Annotated in this window: 6 protein-coding genes; 2 read left to right on the top strand and 4 right to left on the bottom strand. The window is 69.2% G+C overall.

The features are described 5' to 3' along the window. The first annotated feature begins 164 nt into the window (after positions 1–164). The gene (locus tag HMPREF2581_RS03100) at positions 165–1,394 is read left to right on the top strand and encodes an exonuclease SbcCD subunit D C-terminal domain-containing protein (protein ID WP_003141171.1); all 1,230 of its coding nucleotides are present in this window, start codon (positions 165–167) and stop codon (positions 1,392–1,394) included. Between the two features lie 8 nt (positions 1,395–1,402). Further along, on the top strand, positions 1,403–5,038 hold the full coding sequence (locus HMPREF2581_RS03095; RefSeq protein ID WP_003141172.1) for an AAA family ATPase: 3,636 nt from the start codon (positions 1,403–1,405) through the stop codon (positions 5,036–5,038). A gap of 21 nt (positions 5,039–5,059) precedes the next feature. On the opposite strand, the gene recD is transcribed toward HMPREF2581_RS03095, so the two are convergent. From recD to HMPREF2581_RS03075, 4 genes are read right to left on the bottom strand one after another with little or no spacing between them, the layout of a single operon-like run. Next, positions 5,060–7,225 carry an exodeoxyribonuclease V subunit alpha gene (gene recD, locus HMPREF2581_RS03090; protein ID WP_003141173.1) on the bottom strand — a complete coding sequence of 722 codons (2,166 nt, stop codon included), beginning with the start codon at positions 7,223–7,225 and terminating at the stop codon, positions 5,060–5,062. After that, the gene (gene recB, locus HMPREF2581_RS03085) at positions 7,222–10,959 is read right to left on the bottom strand and encodes an exodeoxyribonuclease V subunit beta (protein WP_011666747.1); all 3,738 of its coding nucleotides are present in this window, start codon (positions 10,957–10,959) and stop codon (positions 7,222–7,224) included. The genes recD and recB overlap by 4 nt, the downstream gene beginning before the upstream one ends. Then, the gene (gene recC / locus HMPREF2581_RS03080) at positions 10,956–14,471 is read right to left on the bottom strand and encodes an exodeoxyribonuclease V subunit gamma (RefSeq protein WP_003141177.1); all 3,516 of its coding nucleotides are present in this window, start codon (positions 14,469–14,471) and stop codon (positions 10,956–10,958) included. Before recC ends, recB begins: the two co-directional genes overlap by 4 nt. 40 nt (positions 14,472–14,511) lie before the next feature. Continuing rightward, positions 14,512–15,195, bottom strand: a complete 684-nt coding sequence (locus tag HMPREF2581_RS03075; protein ID WP_003110110.1) for a lipoate--protein ligase family protein — start codon at positions 15,193–15,195, stop codon at positions 14,512–14,514. Between the last annotated feature and the right edge of the window lie 58 nt (positions 15,196–15,253).

The raw sequence follows: 15,253 nt of genomic DNA, 5'->3' as shown, positions 1-15,253 counted from the left end.
TAGAAACTGGCGTCAACACTTATTTGAAACTTTTTAACCCAAAGGTCAGGAAGCCCAGAGGACGCCCCATTCCTCCTTTATAGGCTGGCTTGCCCCGCCCTCTCCTTCTGTTGCCTCATATAAGGAATGCGAGCCACGGCTCCGCCGCTTTCGACGAGTGTTCCATGCGCCTCATACATACCTCCGACTGGCACCTGGGTCAGACCCTGCACGGCCAGGACCGCGATCATGAGCACGCGCGCTTCCTCGACTGGCTGCTACGCCAGCTGGAAGAGCAGCGCGCCGATGTCCTGCTGATCGCGGGCGATATCTTCGACACGATCAATCCACCGCTCAAAGCCCAGGAGCGCCTCTACGACTTCATCGTCAGCGCCCATCGGCGGCTGCCGCGGCTGGAGATCGTGATGATCGCAGGCAACCACGACTCCGGCGCGCGCATCGAACTGCCCGCTCCGCTGATGAAACGACTGAACGCCCATGCCATCGGCCGGATCGGCTGGATAGACGAAAGCCTCGATAGCGATCGCCTGCTGCTGCCCCTGCACGACGCGGATGGCCAGGTCGCCGCCTGGTGCCTGGCCCTGCCCTTCCTGCGTCCCGCCGAAGTCACCGGAGGCGGGCTCGGCGACGATTACCTGGCCGGTATCCGCCAGGTGCACGAACGCCTGGTTGCCGCCGCGCAAGCCCGTCGCACGCCGGGACAGGCACTGGTCGCCGTCAGCCACGCACACATGGCCGGCGGCTCGGTTTCCGAAGACTCCGAGCGAAACCTGATCATCGGCAACGTCGAAGCGCTGCCCGCCAGCCTGTTTCCGGAGCAGATCGCCTACGTAGCCCTCGGTCATCTGCACAAGCCACAGAAAGTCGCCGGACAGGAGCGCATTCGCTATAGCGGCTCGCCGCTGCCGCTGTCCTTCGCCGAAGTGAACTATCGCCACCAGGTCCTCCTCGTCACCCTGGAAGGTGAGCGCCTGAAGGATGTACAGAGTCTCCCGGTGCCACGCGCGGTGGAACTGTTGCGCATCGGCCCCGCGCCTCTTGGCGAGGTGCTCGATCGAATCGGCGAACTGGCCGAGGCCGACCTGCTGAACGAACAGCGGCCCTGGCTGGAGGTCCGCGTCATGCTGGATCAGCCGCAACCAGACCTGCGCCAGCAGGTCGAGAGCGCCTTGCAGGGCAAGGCTTGCCGCCTGGTGCGCATCGCCAGCGAATACCAGCGCCGCGACGAAGAACAGGCGCCGCTGCTTGGGCTCGACCAACTCACCCCCCAGGAACTGTTCAGCCGCGCCTGGGAAAGCGCCTATGGCTCCGGCCCGGATGCGCAGGCGTTGGATGACTTCGCCAGCCTGCTGCAAAGCGTCGAACTGGCCACTGAAGAGCCCCCGGGGAAATAAGCCGCTCCATGAAGATTCTCGCCATCCGCCTGAAGAACCTCGCCTCCCTCGCTGGCGAGCAGGAAATCGACTTCACCCGCGAACCGCTGTCCAGCGCCGGCCTGTTCGCCATCACCGGCCCGACCGGCGCCGGCAAGAGCACCGTGCTGGACGCCCTGTGCCTGGCCCTGTTCGGCAGCACGCCGCGGCTGGAAAGCACTTCGGCCAGCAGCAAGGTTCCCGATGGCCGGAACGAGCTGTCCAGCAACGACGAACGCAACCTGCTGCGCCGCGGTTGCGCCAACGGCTACGCCGAAGTGGATTTCGTCGGCATCGACGGCCACCGCTATCGCGCCCGCTGGGAAACCCGGCGCTCCCGGGACAAGGCGGACGGCGCCTTGCAAAAGAGCCAGCAGAGCCTCCAGGACCTGGAGACCCAGCAAATGCTGGCAGCGAACAAGAAAAGCGAGTTCCGCGAACAGCTGGAGCAGAAGCTCGGCCTCAATTTCGCCCAGTTCACTCGCGCCGTGCTGCTGGCCCAGAGCGAATTCAGCGCCTTCCTCAAGGCCAGCGACAACGACCGCGGCGCATTGCTGGAGAAACTCACCGACACCGGCCTGTACAGCCAATTGAGCAAAGCCGCCTACCAGCGCGCCAGCCAGGCCGACGAGCAGCGCAAGCAACTCGAGCAACGCCTGGAAGGCAGCCTGCCCCTGGCCGAGCAGGCCCGGGCCGGGCTCGAGGCGGCGCTGGAATCCCACGCCCAGGCGCGTCTCCAGGAGCAACAGGCCCTGCAGCGCCTGGAAGGCCAGCAACAATGGTTCACCGAGGAGCAGCGGCTGCTGCAATCCTGCGAGCACGCACAAGGCCAACTGGCCGAGGCCAGGCAGGCCTGGGACGCCCTGGCGACGGAGCGGGAAACCCTGCAATGGCTGGAGCGCCTGGCTCCGGTTCGCGGACTGATCGAACGCCTGAAGCAACTCGAGCAGGAACTCCGGCACTCCGAGCAGCAGCAGCGGCAGCGCACCGAGCAGCAAGCCGCGGGCGCCGAGCGCTTGCAAGGATTGCAGGCCCGCGTGCAGGAGGCGCGCGAGCGCCAGGCCCAGGCCGACGACCATCTGCGTCAGGCCCAGGCGCCGTTGCGCGAGGCTTTCCAGCTGGAGAGCGAGGCCAGGCGCCTGGAGCGAACGCTGGCCGAGCGACAGGCACTCCATCGGCAATCGAACCAGCGCCACGCCCAGCAAAGCGACGCCGCTCGGCAACTGGATATGGAGCAGCAGCGCCATGTCGCGGAACAGGCGCAACTGCAGGCGGCATTGCGCGACAGCCAGGCTCTCGCCGCGCTCGGCGACGCCTGGGCGACCCACCAGGGCCAGCTCGCCGCCTTCGTGCAACGTCGCCAGCGCGCGCTCGAAAGCCAGGCGCAGCTCCCCGAGCTGGAAAAATCCCTGGCCCAGGCCGGGGAACCGCTCGAACGCTTGCAGGCGCAATGGACCGCCCTCCATGGCAGCGAGCCGGACGACCTGGCGGCACGCCTGGACGAATTGCGCCGGCAGACCGATAGCCTGGAACGACAACAAGCGCTCCACAAGGAATGGCAACAGGCCCTCGACCAACGCACCGGCCTGGCTCGACGCCTGGGCGAACTCGACCAGCGTATGGTCGAGCAGGAGCAGGCATTGCTCGACCTGAAACGACAAGGCAGCCAATACGCCGAGGAGGTGAAGGCGGCGGAGCAGGCCCTGGAGGTCACCCGCGAGTTGCTCCAACGCCAACGTCTGGCCCGCAGCGCCAGCGTCGAGCAACTGCGCGCCGGCCTGGTGGACGGCGAGGCCTGCCCGGTCTGCGGCAGCCAGGAGCATCCCTATCACCATTCCGAGCAACTGCTCGCCGCCCTCGGTGAACACGACGACCAGGAGCAGGTCCGCGCCGAGCAGTCCCTCGAGCGGCTGCGACAGACCCTGGTCGGTCTGCGCGAGGGCTATTCCAGCCAGCGGGAAAGACTCAACCAGAGTCGCCAGGAGCAGCAGGAACTGACCGGCCACCTAGCCGCGCTCGATCGGCAACTGGAGCAATGGACGCTGCCGGAAGAACTGCGACTCCTGCAGCCGTCCGCGCAGTTGGAGTGGCTGGCACAACGCCTGGACGACCTGGCAGGGCAGCGCCAGCAGCGCCAACGAGACTTCGACCGGCTGATCGCCCGCCAGCGCCAGACCCAGCAATTGCAGCAGGAACTGCGGGCCGCCGAGACGAGCCTGCAACAGCGCCAGCAGGCGCTGACGGAACAACGGCAGCGCTACGAACATTTGCAGCAGCAGGTCGAGGAGGACAGCCAGCAATTGCGTCCATTGCTCTCCGACGAGCACTGGCAGCGCTGGCAGGCAGATCCGCTGCGGACTTTCCAGGCCCTCGGCGAGTCCATCGAGCAACGCCGGCAGCAACAGGCGCGGCTTCAGCAGGTCGAACAGCGTCTGCAGGAGCTCAAGCAGCGCTGCGATGAATCAAGCTGGCAACTGAAGCAAAGCGACGAGCAACGCAACGAAGCCCGCCAGGCAGAGGAAAGGGTCCAGGCGGAACTCGCCGAGCTGAACGGACGCCTCGGCGCTCACCTGGGCCAGCACGCCTGCGCCCAGGACTGGCAACTATCGCTGGAGCACGCCGCGCAAGCGGCGCAGAGCGCTGTCGAGACGCTCCAGGCGCCCCTGGATTCGCTGCGCGAGGAACAACTGCGACTCGCCGAAGCCCTGGAACACCTGCAGCAGCAACGGCAGCGCCAACAGGATGAGTTCCAGCGCCTGCAGGCCGACTGGCAGGCCTGGCGCGAACGCCAGGACAACCTCGACGACAGCCGCCTCGACGCCCTGCTCGGCCTTTCCGAGGAACAGGCGACGCAATGGCGGGAGCAATTGCAGCGACTGCAAGAGGAGATCACCCGCCAGCAGACGCTGGAAGCGGAGCGCCAGGCGCAACTGCTCCAGCATCGCCGGCAGCGGCCGGAAACCGACCGCGAGGCGCTGGAAGACAACCTGCGGCAACAGCGCGAACGCCTGGCCACCAGCGAACAGGCCTACCTGGATACCTACAGCCAGTTGCAGGCCGACAACCAGCGCCGCGAGCAGAGCCAGGCGCTGCTTGCCGAGCTGGAGCGAGCCCGCGCCGAGTTCCGTAGATGGGGCCGCCTGAACGAACTGATCGGTTCGTCCAGCGGCGACAAGTTCCGCCGCATCGCCCAGGGCTACAACCTCGACCTGCTGGTGCAGCACAGCAACGTGCAGTTGCGCCAGTTGGCGCGGCGCTACCGCCTGCAGCGCGGCGGCAGCGAACTGGGCCTACTGGTGGTGGACACCGAGATGGGCGACGAACTGCGCTCGGTGTATTCGCTCTCCGGCGGCGAGACCTTCCTGATTTCCCTGGCCCTGGCGCTCGGCCTGGCCTCGATGGCATCGAGCAAGCTGCGCATCGAGTCGCTGTTCATCGACGAAGGCTTCGGCAGCCTCGACCCGGAATCCCTGCAACTGGCGATGGATGCCCTGGACAACCTGCAGGCCCAGGGGCGCAAGGTGGCGGTGATTTCCCACGTCCAGGAAATGCACGAACGGATCCCGGTCCAGGTGCGGGTCCAGCGCGAGGGCAACGGCATGAGCAGCCTGAAGGTGGTCGGCTGAGCCGACCGCCCGGGCGGCACGTCAGAACGGCAGCTCGGTCTGTTCACCCGGAGCATGCGGCGGCTGCTCTTCCCTTTCCGGCCGCAGATGCAGCATCAGCCCGCTGAGCCGGCGCACCTTGCGCCGCACTGCTTCCTCGAACACCCCGGGCAGGCTTTCCACCAGGCTGAACCAGTCGCGGGCGCGGGTGATACCGGTGTACACCAGCTCCTTGGTCAGCACCGGGTTCAGCGCGTCCGGCAGGACCAGCGCGGTATGGGCGAACTCCGAGCCCTGCGACTTGTGCACGGTCATGGCGAACACGGTGTCCACCTCGACCAGGCGGCTCGGCAGGACGAAGCGCACGCCGCCGCTACCGTCGTTGCGCGGGAAGGCCACGCGCAGCGCGAAGCGCAGGCTGCCGTCATCGTTGCGCTCGGGCAGGCGCAGGGCGATGCCGATATCGCCGTTCATCAGCCCCAGGCTGTAGTCGTTGCGCGTCACCAGTACCGGCCGCCCCTCGTACCAGCCGTGATCGGCCTCGATCAGGCCAAGGCGCAGCAGTTCCGCCGCCACCCGCTGGTTCAGTCCTTCCACGCCCCATGGGCCGCGGCGCAGCGCGCAGAGCAGGCGGAAGGCGTCGAAAGCCGTCAGTACCGACTGCGCCCAGCGCTCCCAGGCGCCATCCTCCAGCGCCAGTCCGGCGGCCGGGCGGCCCTCGGCCAGGCGTTGCAGGTAGTGCCGGTAGCCGTACGGCGTGCCCGGCGCCTGCGGATGACCGTCGACGAACAGCCGGGCGAAGGCTGCATCGCGCTCCCCGCGCAGGCGCAGGTCGAAGAGGTCGGCGGGCGGACTGTCCAGCAGCGCGCGCGCGTCGCCGGCCTGTTGCCGGTTGACCAGCCGCGCCAGGCGCCCGATCCCGCTGCTCGCGCCGAAGCGCCGGGAATGCCGCAGCATGACGGTCTGTTGCGCCAGCGGATGCGCCTGCGCCGAACCTTCGCGCAAGCCCTGCCAGGTTTCGCCGCTGACCCGCTGCAACCAGGCGCGGGTCTCGGCGCTGTACCAGCCCTCCTCGGCATCCCGGCAGAGATCGCCGAGCACCGCGCCGGCCTCTACCGAGGCCAACTGGTCCTTGTCGCCGAGCAGGATCAGGCGCGCCTGCGGCGGTAGCGCATCGAGCAGGCTGGCCATCATTTCCAGGTCGATCATCGAGGCCTCGTCCACCACCAGCACGTCCAGCGCCAAAGGGTTGTCCCGGTGGTGGCGGAAGTGCCGGGTATCCGGACGGCTGCCGAGCAGACGGTGCAGGGTAGTGACCTCGGCGGGGATCGCCTGCAACACGTCTTCCGCCAGCGGCAGGGCCCGGACCTGCTGGCCGATGGACTCGGAGAGACGCGCCGCGGCCTTGCCGGTGGGTGCCGCGAGGCGGATGCGCAGCGGCTGGCCGGCGGCTACCGCCGGTGCCTGGAGCAGACCGAGCAGGCGCACCACGGTGGTGGTCTTGCCGGTACCGGGACCGCCGGTGATCAGGCTGAAATAGCCGCGGGCCGCCAGGGCACAGGCCAGCTTCTGCCAGTCGGTGACGCGCTGGCCGTCTTCCGTCGGCGCCTGCGCGAACAGCGCGGCCAGGCGCGGCGCCAGGTCTGCGGCCAGGGGCGCCTGCCGACCCAGGCGCTCGCGCAGGGCCAGGGCGATCTCCAGCTCGTGCCGCCAATAGCGACGCAGGTAGAGACGCTGAGCGCAAAGCACCAGCGGCGAGGTCGCCGTCTCGCTCGGCTCGGGATCGCCTGGGCGCTCGTCGACCACCTCCACCAGCGATGACGCCGCCAGGGCCTCGCGCCAGGCGTCGAGGCGCACGCCGCGCAGCAGTTGCGACGGCAGCAGCACATCGCGGCCTTCGTCGCCTTCCGGCGGCAGCGACAGTGCCGCGTCAGGCGCACCGAGGGTCGCCTCCAGGTCCAGGCAGACGTGCCCGTGGCCCAGTTGGTGGCTGGTCAGCGCCGCCGCCAGCAGCACCCGGGGATCGGCCTGCGGCTGCAGCTCGACGAGGAAGGCGACGAACGCCCGGTCCAGCGCCCGTAGCCAGCCGCGCGCCACCCACAGGTCGAGCTGGCGCAGCAGGTCGTGGCGTACCGCCAGCGGTTGCGCTACCTGGTCGTCGCGGCCATCGCGGACTTCGCCGGCCAGTTGCTTGAGGGTCGGATTCATCGCTCGGCTCCCGGCTGGCCGCTGAACAGCGCGTCCAGGCGTTCGATCAGTTCCCGCGGCGGGCGCTCGAAGTGCAGGCCCTGGGTCGCCGCGCGGGCGCCGCGAAGGAACAGGTACACGGCGCCGCCCATGTGGCGGTCGTAGTCGTAGTCGGGCAGGCGCGCCTTCAACTGCCGGTGCAGGGCCAGCAGGTACAACACGTACTGCAGGTCATAACGGTTCTCCAGCACCGCGGCGGTCATCGCTTCCGGGCTGTAGGCGCCGTCGTCGGCGCCCAGCCAGTTGGACTTGTAGTCGGCCACGTAGAAACGCCCCTGGTGCTCGAAGACCAGGTCGACGAAGCCCTTGAACATGCCGTTCAGCAGGGTCGGCGCCAGCGCCGGACGCGCCGCGCCGCCGAGGGTATGGCGCCGGACCAGGGCGTCGATCGCCTCGGCCTGGACCTGGTGGGTGGCGAACCAGAACTCCATTTCCACCTGGTAGGCGACCAGCCCGGCCAGGCTGGTTTCGCCACCGGGCCAGCGCAGCGGTTCGGCGAGATACTGTTCCAGCCACAGGTCGAGCGGTTCGGCCCAGTCCTTCCAGCCCCGCAGGTCGCAGCGTCGCGCGACCAGTTCGCGGCGCCGCTGGGCATCGGCGCGCGCCACATCGAAGCCTTCGCGGCCGGCCCATTCGAGCAGCCCGTGAAGGAAGGTGCCGGGAGCCGGTCCGCGCGGGAAGCGATGCAGGTCGTCGCGCATCTCGCTGGCGTGCGCGACCGGCGGCTGTTCGGCGGAACGGCCTTCTTCGTGGAAGGTGGCTTCCTCGGCGCTGATCGGCTCCTGCGATTCGTCGCTCTCCAACGCCTCGTCATCGTCCAGCCCGGCGGAGGCCTGCAATTGCAGGCCGGAATAGCTGGCGACCCACCACTTCTCGCGGCTGCTGCGGCGGGTTTCGCGGGCCTGCCCAAGACCCCGGCCGCGCCCTGCGACATAGCGTTCGGCGTCCGCCTCGGGGGCCGGCTCGACGACGATCTCCCGGCACTCGCCGCGCAGCGCGGCGAGGCATTGGCCGAGGCCATCGCTACCGATGGTCGCGCCGCCGGCAAGCAGGTAGCCCAGGGCCCCCTTGTGCAACTCCGGCGACTTGCTGTTGCTCGCCACCAGCGGCGCGATGCCCAGCCACACCGAATGGCGGGCGCGGGTCAGGGCCACGTAGAGCAGGCGCATGTCTTCGCCGAGGCGCTCGTCGTTGGCCTGCTCGTAGGCCCGCGCAGCCTGCTCCTTGCGCCGCGCCAGCTCGATGACCCGCCCTGCAGCGCCATCCTCGTGGAAACTCACCGGCGCGCCGCTGTTGCCGTCCAGCTCCCTCCAGCTGCAGATGAAGGGCAGCAGCACCAAGGGGTATTCCAGCCCCTTGGACTTGTGGATGGTCACCACCTTGATCAGGTCGGCGTCGCTTTCCAGGCGGAGGATCTCTTCGCTCCCCGGACTCTGCACCTGCTCGGCCAGATGGCGGATCAGCGCGTGCTCGCCGTCCAGCTCCACCGCCGCGCGCTGCAGCCACTCGGCCAGGTGCAGCAGGTTGGTCAGGCTGCGCTCGCCATCGGCATACCGCAGCAGGCGCGCCGGCAGTTCGAAGTCGGCGAGCAGGCGCCGCAGCATCGGCAATACGCCCTGGGCCTGCCAGGACCGGCGATAGTCGCGGAAGCGCAGGACCATCCGTTCCCAGAACAGTTCGTCCTGGTTCAATCGTTCCAGGGTCGCCCAGTCCAGGTGCAGGCTGCGGGTAGCCAGGGCGACCCGCAGCAGCGCATCGGCACCGGGATCGGCGCAGGCGCGCAGCCAGTGCAGCAGGTCGGCGGCCTCCTGGCTGTCGAACACCGAGTCGCGGTCGGACAGGTAGACGCTGGCCAGACGCCGCGCCGCCAACGCGCTACGGATCGCCTCGGCCTCGGCGCGACCGCGGACGAGGATGGCGATATCCGCCGGGCGCAACGCCCGCCAGCCGCCCTGCTCGTCGGCGAAGCCGGCGCGGCCCAGGTCGGCCAGGCTCAGCCAGCGGCGGATGGCGCTGGCGCTGCGCTCGGCCATTTCCTGGCGATACGCCGCGGAGCCGAGCACGCCGGCTTCGGCGTCAAGGTTCCAGAACGTCATCGCCGGCGCCTCGGCACCGTCGATCAACAAACGTTCGGCGCGCCCCTGGGCGTCCACCGCATGGAACGGCACCGGGTTTTCCAGCCCCTCGCGGGCGAAACGGAAGGCGCCGCGCGGATGCTCTTCGGCGAAGGCGAAGCAGCGGTTGGCGGCCGCCACCATGGCGGCGGTCGAGCGGAAGTTCTTGCCGAGGGTGTAATGCCGCCCGCGAGTGGCCTCGCGGGCGCGCAGGTAGGTATGGATGTCGGCACCGCGGAAGGCGTAGATCGCCTGCTTGGGGTCGCCGATCATGAACAGGCCGGTCTCCCGCGCCTGGGGCTCGCCGGGATCGGCGGCGATCCGGTAGATACGCTCGAAGATCCGGTACTGCACCGGGTCGGTATCCTGGAACTCGTCGATCAGCGCCACCGGGAACTGCTCGCGGATCAATTGCGCCAGGCGCTCGCCACCAGGCCCCTGCAAGGCGCGGTCGAGGCGGCTGAGCAGGTCGTCGAAGCCGATCTCGGCACGCCGCTGCTTCTCGACCTCCAGTTCGCGCCCGACTTCGCCCAGCGCGTGCAACAACAGGTGGGGAGCGAGATCGGGACGCTCTTCCTGATGCGCGGCCCAGGCGTCGATGGCCCTTAGCGCGGCATGCTCGGGCGCCACGCGCTTGGCGGTGAGCTTGATCCGGGTCTGGCCGAACTTGCCCAGGTTGGCCGGCTGCTCGCCGCCCTCGCTCCAGTCCGCCAACGCTTGCAGCCAGGCGTCGAAGGTCTCGTCGCTGTCCTTGCCGCGATAGCTGTTGCCGTTCAGGTAGGGACGCAGGTCGCGCAGCAGCGCTTCCAGTTCGACGCGCGCTGCGCGCCAGGCGGCGCGGGCCTGCGCGTCCAGTTGGTCGAGCTGGCGATACCAGTCGCCGCCCTGCTCCAGCAAGGCTGCCAGTGACTCGGGCGCACTCAGCGCCTGGTCGGCGTAGCGGAAGTCGGCGTCCTGCCGCGCCAGCAGCGGCTGCAAGGCCTTGCCCAGCGCCTCCGGCCCACTGTAGCAACTGGCCACGGCTTGCGCCGCCGGAGCCGTCAGGCCGTAGAAGTTGCGCCGCCAGTAGTCCCGCACCACTTCGGCGAGCAATTCGCTCTGGTCGGTTTCCAGGTTCTGGGTGAACAGGCTGCCGCTGTCGAAGGCGTGCTCGCGCAGCATCCGGTAGCACCAACTGTGGATGGTCGATACCGCGGCCTCGTCCATCCACTCCGCGGCCAGGCGCAGCAGGCGCGCGCAGCCCGGCCAGCGCTCGGTGGGATACTGCTGGCGCAACGCGACCAGCAGGCCGTCGTGGCGCTCCTGCGGCTCGGCGAAACAACGCGCCGCTTCGCCCAGGCGGCTGCGGATACGCTCGCGGAGTTCCTGGGTCGCCGCATCGGTGAAGGTCACCACGAGGATTTCCGGCGGGCTCAGCGGCCGGCCGAAAGCGCTCTCGCCGCCATGGTCGAGGACCAGGCGTACGTATAGCAGGGCGATGGTGAACGTCTTGCCGGTACCGGCGCTGGCCTCGATCAGGCGGCTGCCGTGCAACGGGAAATCCAGCGGATCGAGGGCCACGGGCATCTGCTGCTGGCTCATGCCTGCTCCTCCGCGCCACGCCCCAGGGCAGCCAGCAGCGGCGCGTAGAGCTGCTCGGCCCAGTGCGCGAACTCACCGCTGGCGAGCAGCCGGTCGAAGTCCGGATAGACCCGAGCCAGCGCCGGCGAGGCGTCCACCTCGCCCCCCATGCCGAACCCTCCCTCGTAGCGCTTGCGCGCCTCGCGCATGGCTTTCTCGGGCTCTGCGGCGCCACCACTGGCGAGCCAGGCGAAAGCGGTCCGGCAGGCCACCGGCAACGGCTGGCGCATGCCCTGGCGCCAGGCGTCGATCAACTGGTCGAGGTACTCGCCGGCGCGCTCGCTCGGCAGCGGCGGAATCTCCAGGGTGCCGGTCTGGCTCACCAGCACGCTGCTCACCGGCTGGCCGAGACGTTGCAGGGCGAGGTGCTGCAACCAGTGGCGCACCAGGCTGTGCCACTTGAAGCCGCGCCCTTCATGGAGCTTGCCGCTGAGCAACTGCAGGCGCGCCAGGCGCCCGGAAGCGTCGCGACGCAAGCCGCCGAGCCAGTCCTCCAGCTCCAGCCCGGACGAATGGCGATGGCGCAACTCCTGCTGCTGCTCGACCGCCTCCGGCCAGCGCTCGATTTCCTGGCGGTAGCGCCAGAGCAGGTCGGGCAGCGGTTGCAGCAAATGGCGCGCGGAGAACTCGCCGAACGCCGCCAGCGGCAGGCGACCCTGTCGCCGCAGTCGCTCGACCTGGGCCTGCAACTGCGCCGGCAGGCCCTCGGCATCCCAGTCCCGCTCGACCCAGCGCTTCATGCGTTCGGTCAGCTCGAATTGCAGCTTCCAGTTGTCCAGCGCGTCCAGTTCGAAAGGCTCTTCGTCGTTGCCGGTCAATTGCTCGTCGTCGAAACGCACCTTGAGCCGCTGCTGGAAGAACGCATTCACCGGGTTGGCGAGGAACTCCGCCAGCGCTCGCAGCCCCAGCGCGCCCTCCAGTTCCAGCGGCGGCAGGGGCGCTTCGGCGTCGGGAGCGCCGATCTCGTCCTCGCGATGGACCTCGCGCCACTCGCGGGCGTAGGTGAACAGGCCATCGACGCCCTGCTCCGGCGCATCGTGAAAATACCGGCGGCTGAACGGCTGCAGCGGATGCTCCTGGGTCAGGGCACGCAGCAGCGCCTCGCCGTCGCCGTCCGGATCCAGGCGCCAGCCGGCCGCCAGGTGATCGCGCAACTGGCCGATCAGCACCGAGGGCGGCCGCTCGCCATTGTCGCGGATACTCCGCCCCACCCAGCTCACGTAGAGTTGCTCGCGCGCCGAGAGCAGCGCCTCGAGCAGCAGGTAGCGGTCGTCCTCGCGCCGCGAGCGGTCGCCGGGGCGGTAGTCGTTGCGCATCAGGTCGAAATCCAGCGGCGACTGCTGGCGGGGGTAGTCGCCATCGTTCATGCCAAGCAGGCAGACCAGCCGGAACGGGATCGCGCGCATCGGCATCAGCGTGCAGAAACTCACCGCGCCAGCCAGGAAGCGCTGGTTCAAGCCGCCCTGGTCCAGGCCGCCGAGCCAGGCCTCGCGTATCACGCTGATCGGCAGCGGCTCGGCGAAGGCCGCACAGGCGCAGTGTTCCTGCCAGCGTTCGAGCAATTGCAGAAGCTGGGTGAGAAGCAGTTCGTCGCGCTCGTCGTGGGCCTCGAAGAACACCGTGAGCAGGGCCTGCAGGCGCTCGCCCCACTGCGCCGGGGTGGCCGGTTCGGCCAGCTCGGCGTAGGCCACCTCGAGGCGCTCCAGCAGCACAGCCAGCGGGCCTGCGAGGGCGGCGTCCAGGCCACCGACCTCATCGTAGGGCTGGATGCCTTGCAGGGCCGCACCTTCGCCGACCGCGTAGCCGAGCAGCATGCGCCGCAGACCGAAGCGCCAACTGTTGCCCTCCAGCCCCGCTGGCAGGCCGAGACGCTCGCGCTGCGCGGCATCCAGCCCCCAGCGCACGCCGGCGCCTTCGATCCAGCGGTGCAGGGTCGCCAGGTCGGCCTCGTCGACGCCGAAACGCCGGCGCAATGCCGGGACGTCCAGCAGGTCGAGGATCTCGCTCACGGCGAAACGGCTGTCGGGCAGTTTCAGCAGGTGCTCCAGGGCGATCAGCAGCGGCTCGCGACCGCGCTGTCCCTGGTCGGCCAGGGTATAGGGAATGAAGCGCTGGTCGTCGCGCGGCACCTGGCCGAACACCGCCTCGATGTGCGGCGCGTAGGCGTTGATGTCGGGGACCATGACGATCACGTCGCGCGGCTTCAGGCTCGGATCGGCGTTGAAGCGGGCGAGCAACTGGTCGTGGAGGATCTCCACTTCGCGCTGCGCGCTGTGGGCCACATGGAAGCGGATCGAGGCGTCGCTCCGCGGCGCCACCGGCGGCCAGTGCTCGCGGGTTTCCGCCAACGGGCGCAGTTCGAGGATATCGTCCTGCAACTGGCCGAGCAGCCCGTGCGGGGCCTCCTCGCTGAACAGGTCGATGCGCCCGCCGTTGACCTCGCCGAACAGGTTCCGATAGCTGTCCGGGTCGTCGTAGCTGTCGAGCAGGTTGATGTAGTCGCGGCCCTGCTTGCCCCAGGCCGCCAGCAACGGCTGGGCATGCTGGTGCTGGCGGTCCTCGTCGAGGTCGGCGGGGACGCCGGCGCGGCGCTGCTGGCGGCGGTACTCGTGGCGCAACAGGTCCTTGTCGGCGACGATGTCGGCCCAGTGGTGGCGACAGGGGTTGTGCACGCAGAGCAGCACCTGGCTGAACCTGGCCAGGGCGGCCAGCGCCTCGAGGGTCTGCGCCGGCATCGAGGAAATCCCGAACACCACTACTCGTCGCGGCAACGCGCGCGGCGCCGCGCTGGCGAAGCGCAGCGCCTCGATGAAGCGCCGGTGCACGCCGGAGCGGCTGCGGGCCAGGCTATCGGCACCGACGTCGGCGAGCAGCGCGCGCCACAATTCGGCCTGCCAGCGCTCGTCGGCACCGAGCGGGCGCGCCTGCCCGTTCGCCGTGCGCAACTGGTCGCGGCCCTGGCTCCAGTCGTCGAGCCAGTCGCCGCGATAGACCTGGTACTGGTCGAACAGGTCGGCCAGGCGCTCGGCCAGTTGATGACGCTTGCGCAGGTCGGCATCGTCGGCGAGGAAACGTTGCAGGGTGCGGAACTCGGGACGCTCCAGCAATCCGGGAAGCAGACGCATCAGGCGCCAGGTCAGCGGCGCCTTGTCCAGTTCGGAAACCTCGGGAATGCTTTCGCGGCCCAGCACCGCGCGATAGGCCTGCCAGAGGAACTGCGCCGGCAACTGCACCTCCAGCGCCGCGGCGATGCCGCCACCGCCGCCACCGTCCTCGCGGGGATCTTCGGCCAATGCCAGCTTCAACCATTGGGCGATGCCGTTGCTGTGCACCAGGACCCGCTCGCTTTCCAGCGGCGCCAGCGGATAGCGGCGCATCCAGGAAACGGCGAGGTCGCGCAGGTCGTCCAGGCGATTGCCGTGGACGATCATGAATCCGGGCGTGAGGGCGGTGGTTCCCAAGGGTTCTGGCATCGGTACGGCTATTCCTGGCGCAAGGCTCTGGCGAAAGAGGTCAGGATCGGGCGGCGACGAAGCGTCGTTCCAGTTCGAGGCTGTCGGCCATGCGGAAATCGCTCCAGCGCTCGCTCAGGCCGAGATGGCTGTCCGCCTGGCAATCCGGGGCACTGGCGCAACGGCGGGTGAAGGTGTTGACCACCTCGACCATCTCCTCGCGCTCGGCGCCGACCAGCAGCGCCGCGTGCGCCAGCACCACCGGCCGGCCGGCGCCGTTGCGCCGCCAGCGTTGTGCGGTCCCGGCGAGCTTGCGCCCATCCAGGGTGACATTGTAGCGGCCGTCGCAGAAGGAACCGGCCACGGCGCCCACGCCGGCGTCCAGGCCGCGCTCGCGGAGCCAGTCGCAGATCGGCTGGCACAGCCGCAGGTAGGCGGTTTCGATACGGGTCTGCTCGTTGTCGCCGGGCCCCAGCGCATAGGACAGGGCGATGTTCAGCACGCCCGGCGATTGCGGCACCGGCTCGCCGCCGGTATCGCGCAGCAGCACCGGCCAGCCGCGTTCGGCGACCGCTGCGCTGGCCGGCGCGAACCCTTCCAGGCGCTCCATCCGGCGCGGCATGACCAGCGCCCGATCGCACGGCTGCCAGAGCAACAGGCCATGCTCGCGGGCACCGCCACACACCTCGTCGAGCAGGGCGCGCTCGGCGTCCAGCCCATCCTGCACGGAAAACACTTCGACCACGATTCTTCCTCTTCCAGGCTGGCACGGCTCGGCTCCCACGCGGGGAGCGCTGCCTATG

Origin of the sequence: Pseudomonas sp. HMSC057H01 (assembly GCF_001836405.1) — a bacterium.
Taxonomy (GTDB): domain Bacteria; phylum Pseudomonadota; class Gammaproteobacteria; order Pseudomonadales; family Pseudomonadaceae; genus Pseudomonas; species Pseudomonas aeruginosa.
Note: the sequence above shows the minus strand (reverse complement) of the source record. Positions and strands in the feature narration are given on the sequence as shown.

Bases quoted from the DNA above. Each gene is read 5' to 3' on its own strand.
- recC (WP_003141177.1), bottom strand. From the start codon at position 14,471: ATGCCAGAACCCTTGGGAACCACCGCCCTCACGCCCGGATTCATGATC.
- recB (WP_011666747.1), bottom strand. From the start codon at position 10,959: ATGAGCCAGCAGCAGATGCCCGTGGCCCTCGATCCGCTGGATTTCCCG.
- HMPREF2581_RS03100 (WP_003141171.1), top strand. From the start codon at position 165: ATGCGCCTCATACATACCTCCGACTGGCACCTGGGTCAGACCCTGCAC.
- HMPREF2581_RS03095 (WP_003141172.1), top strand. From the start codon at position 1,403: ATGAAGATTCTCGCCATCCGCCTGAAGAACCTCGCCTCCCTCGCTGGC.
- recD (WP_003141173.1), bottom strand. From the start codon at position 7,225: ATGAATCCGACCCTCAAGCAACTGGCCGGCGAAGTCCGCGATGGCCGC.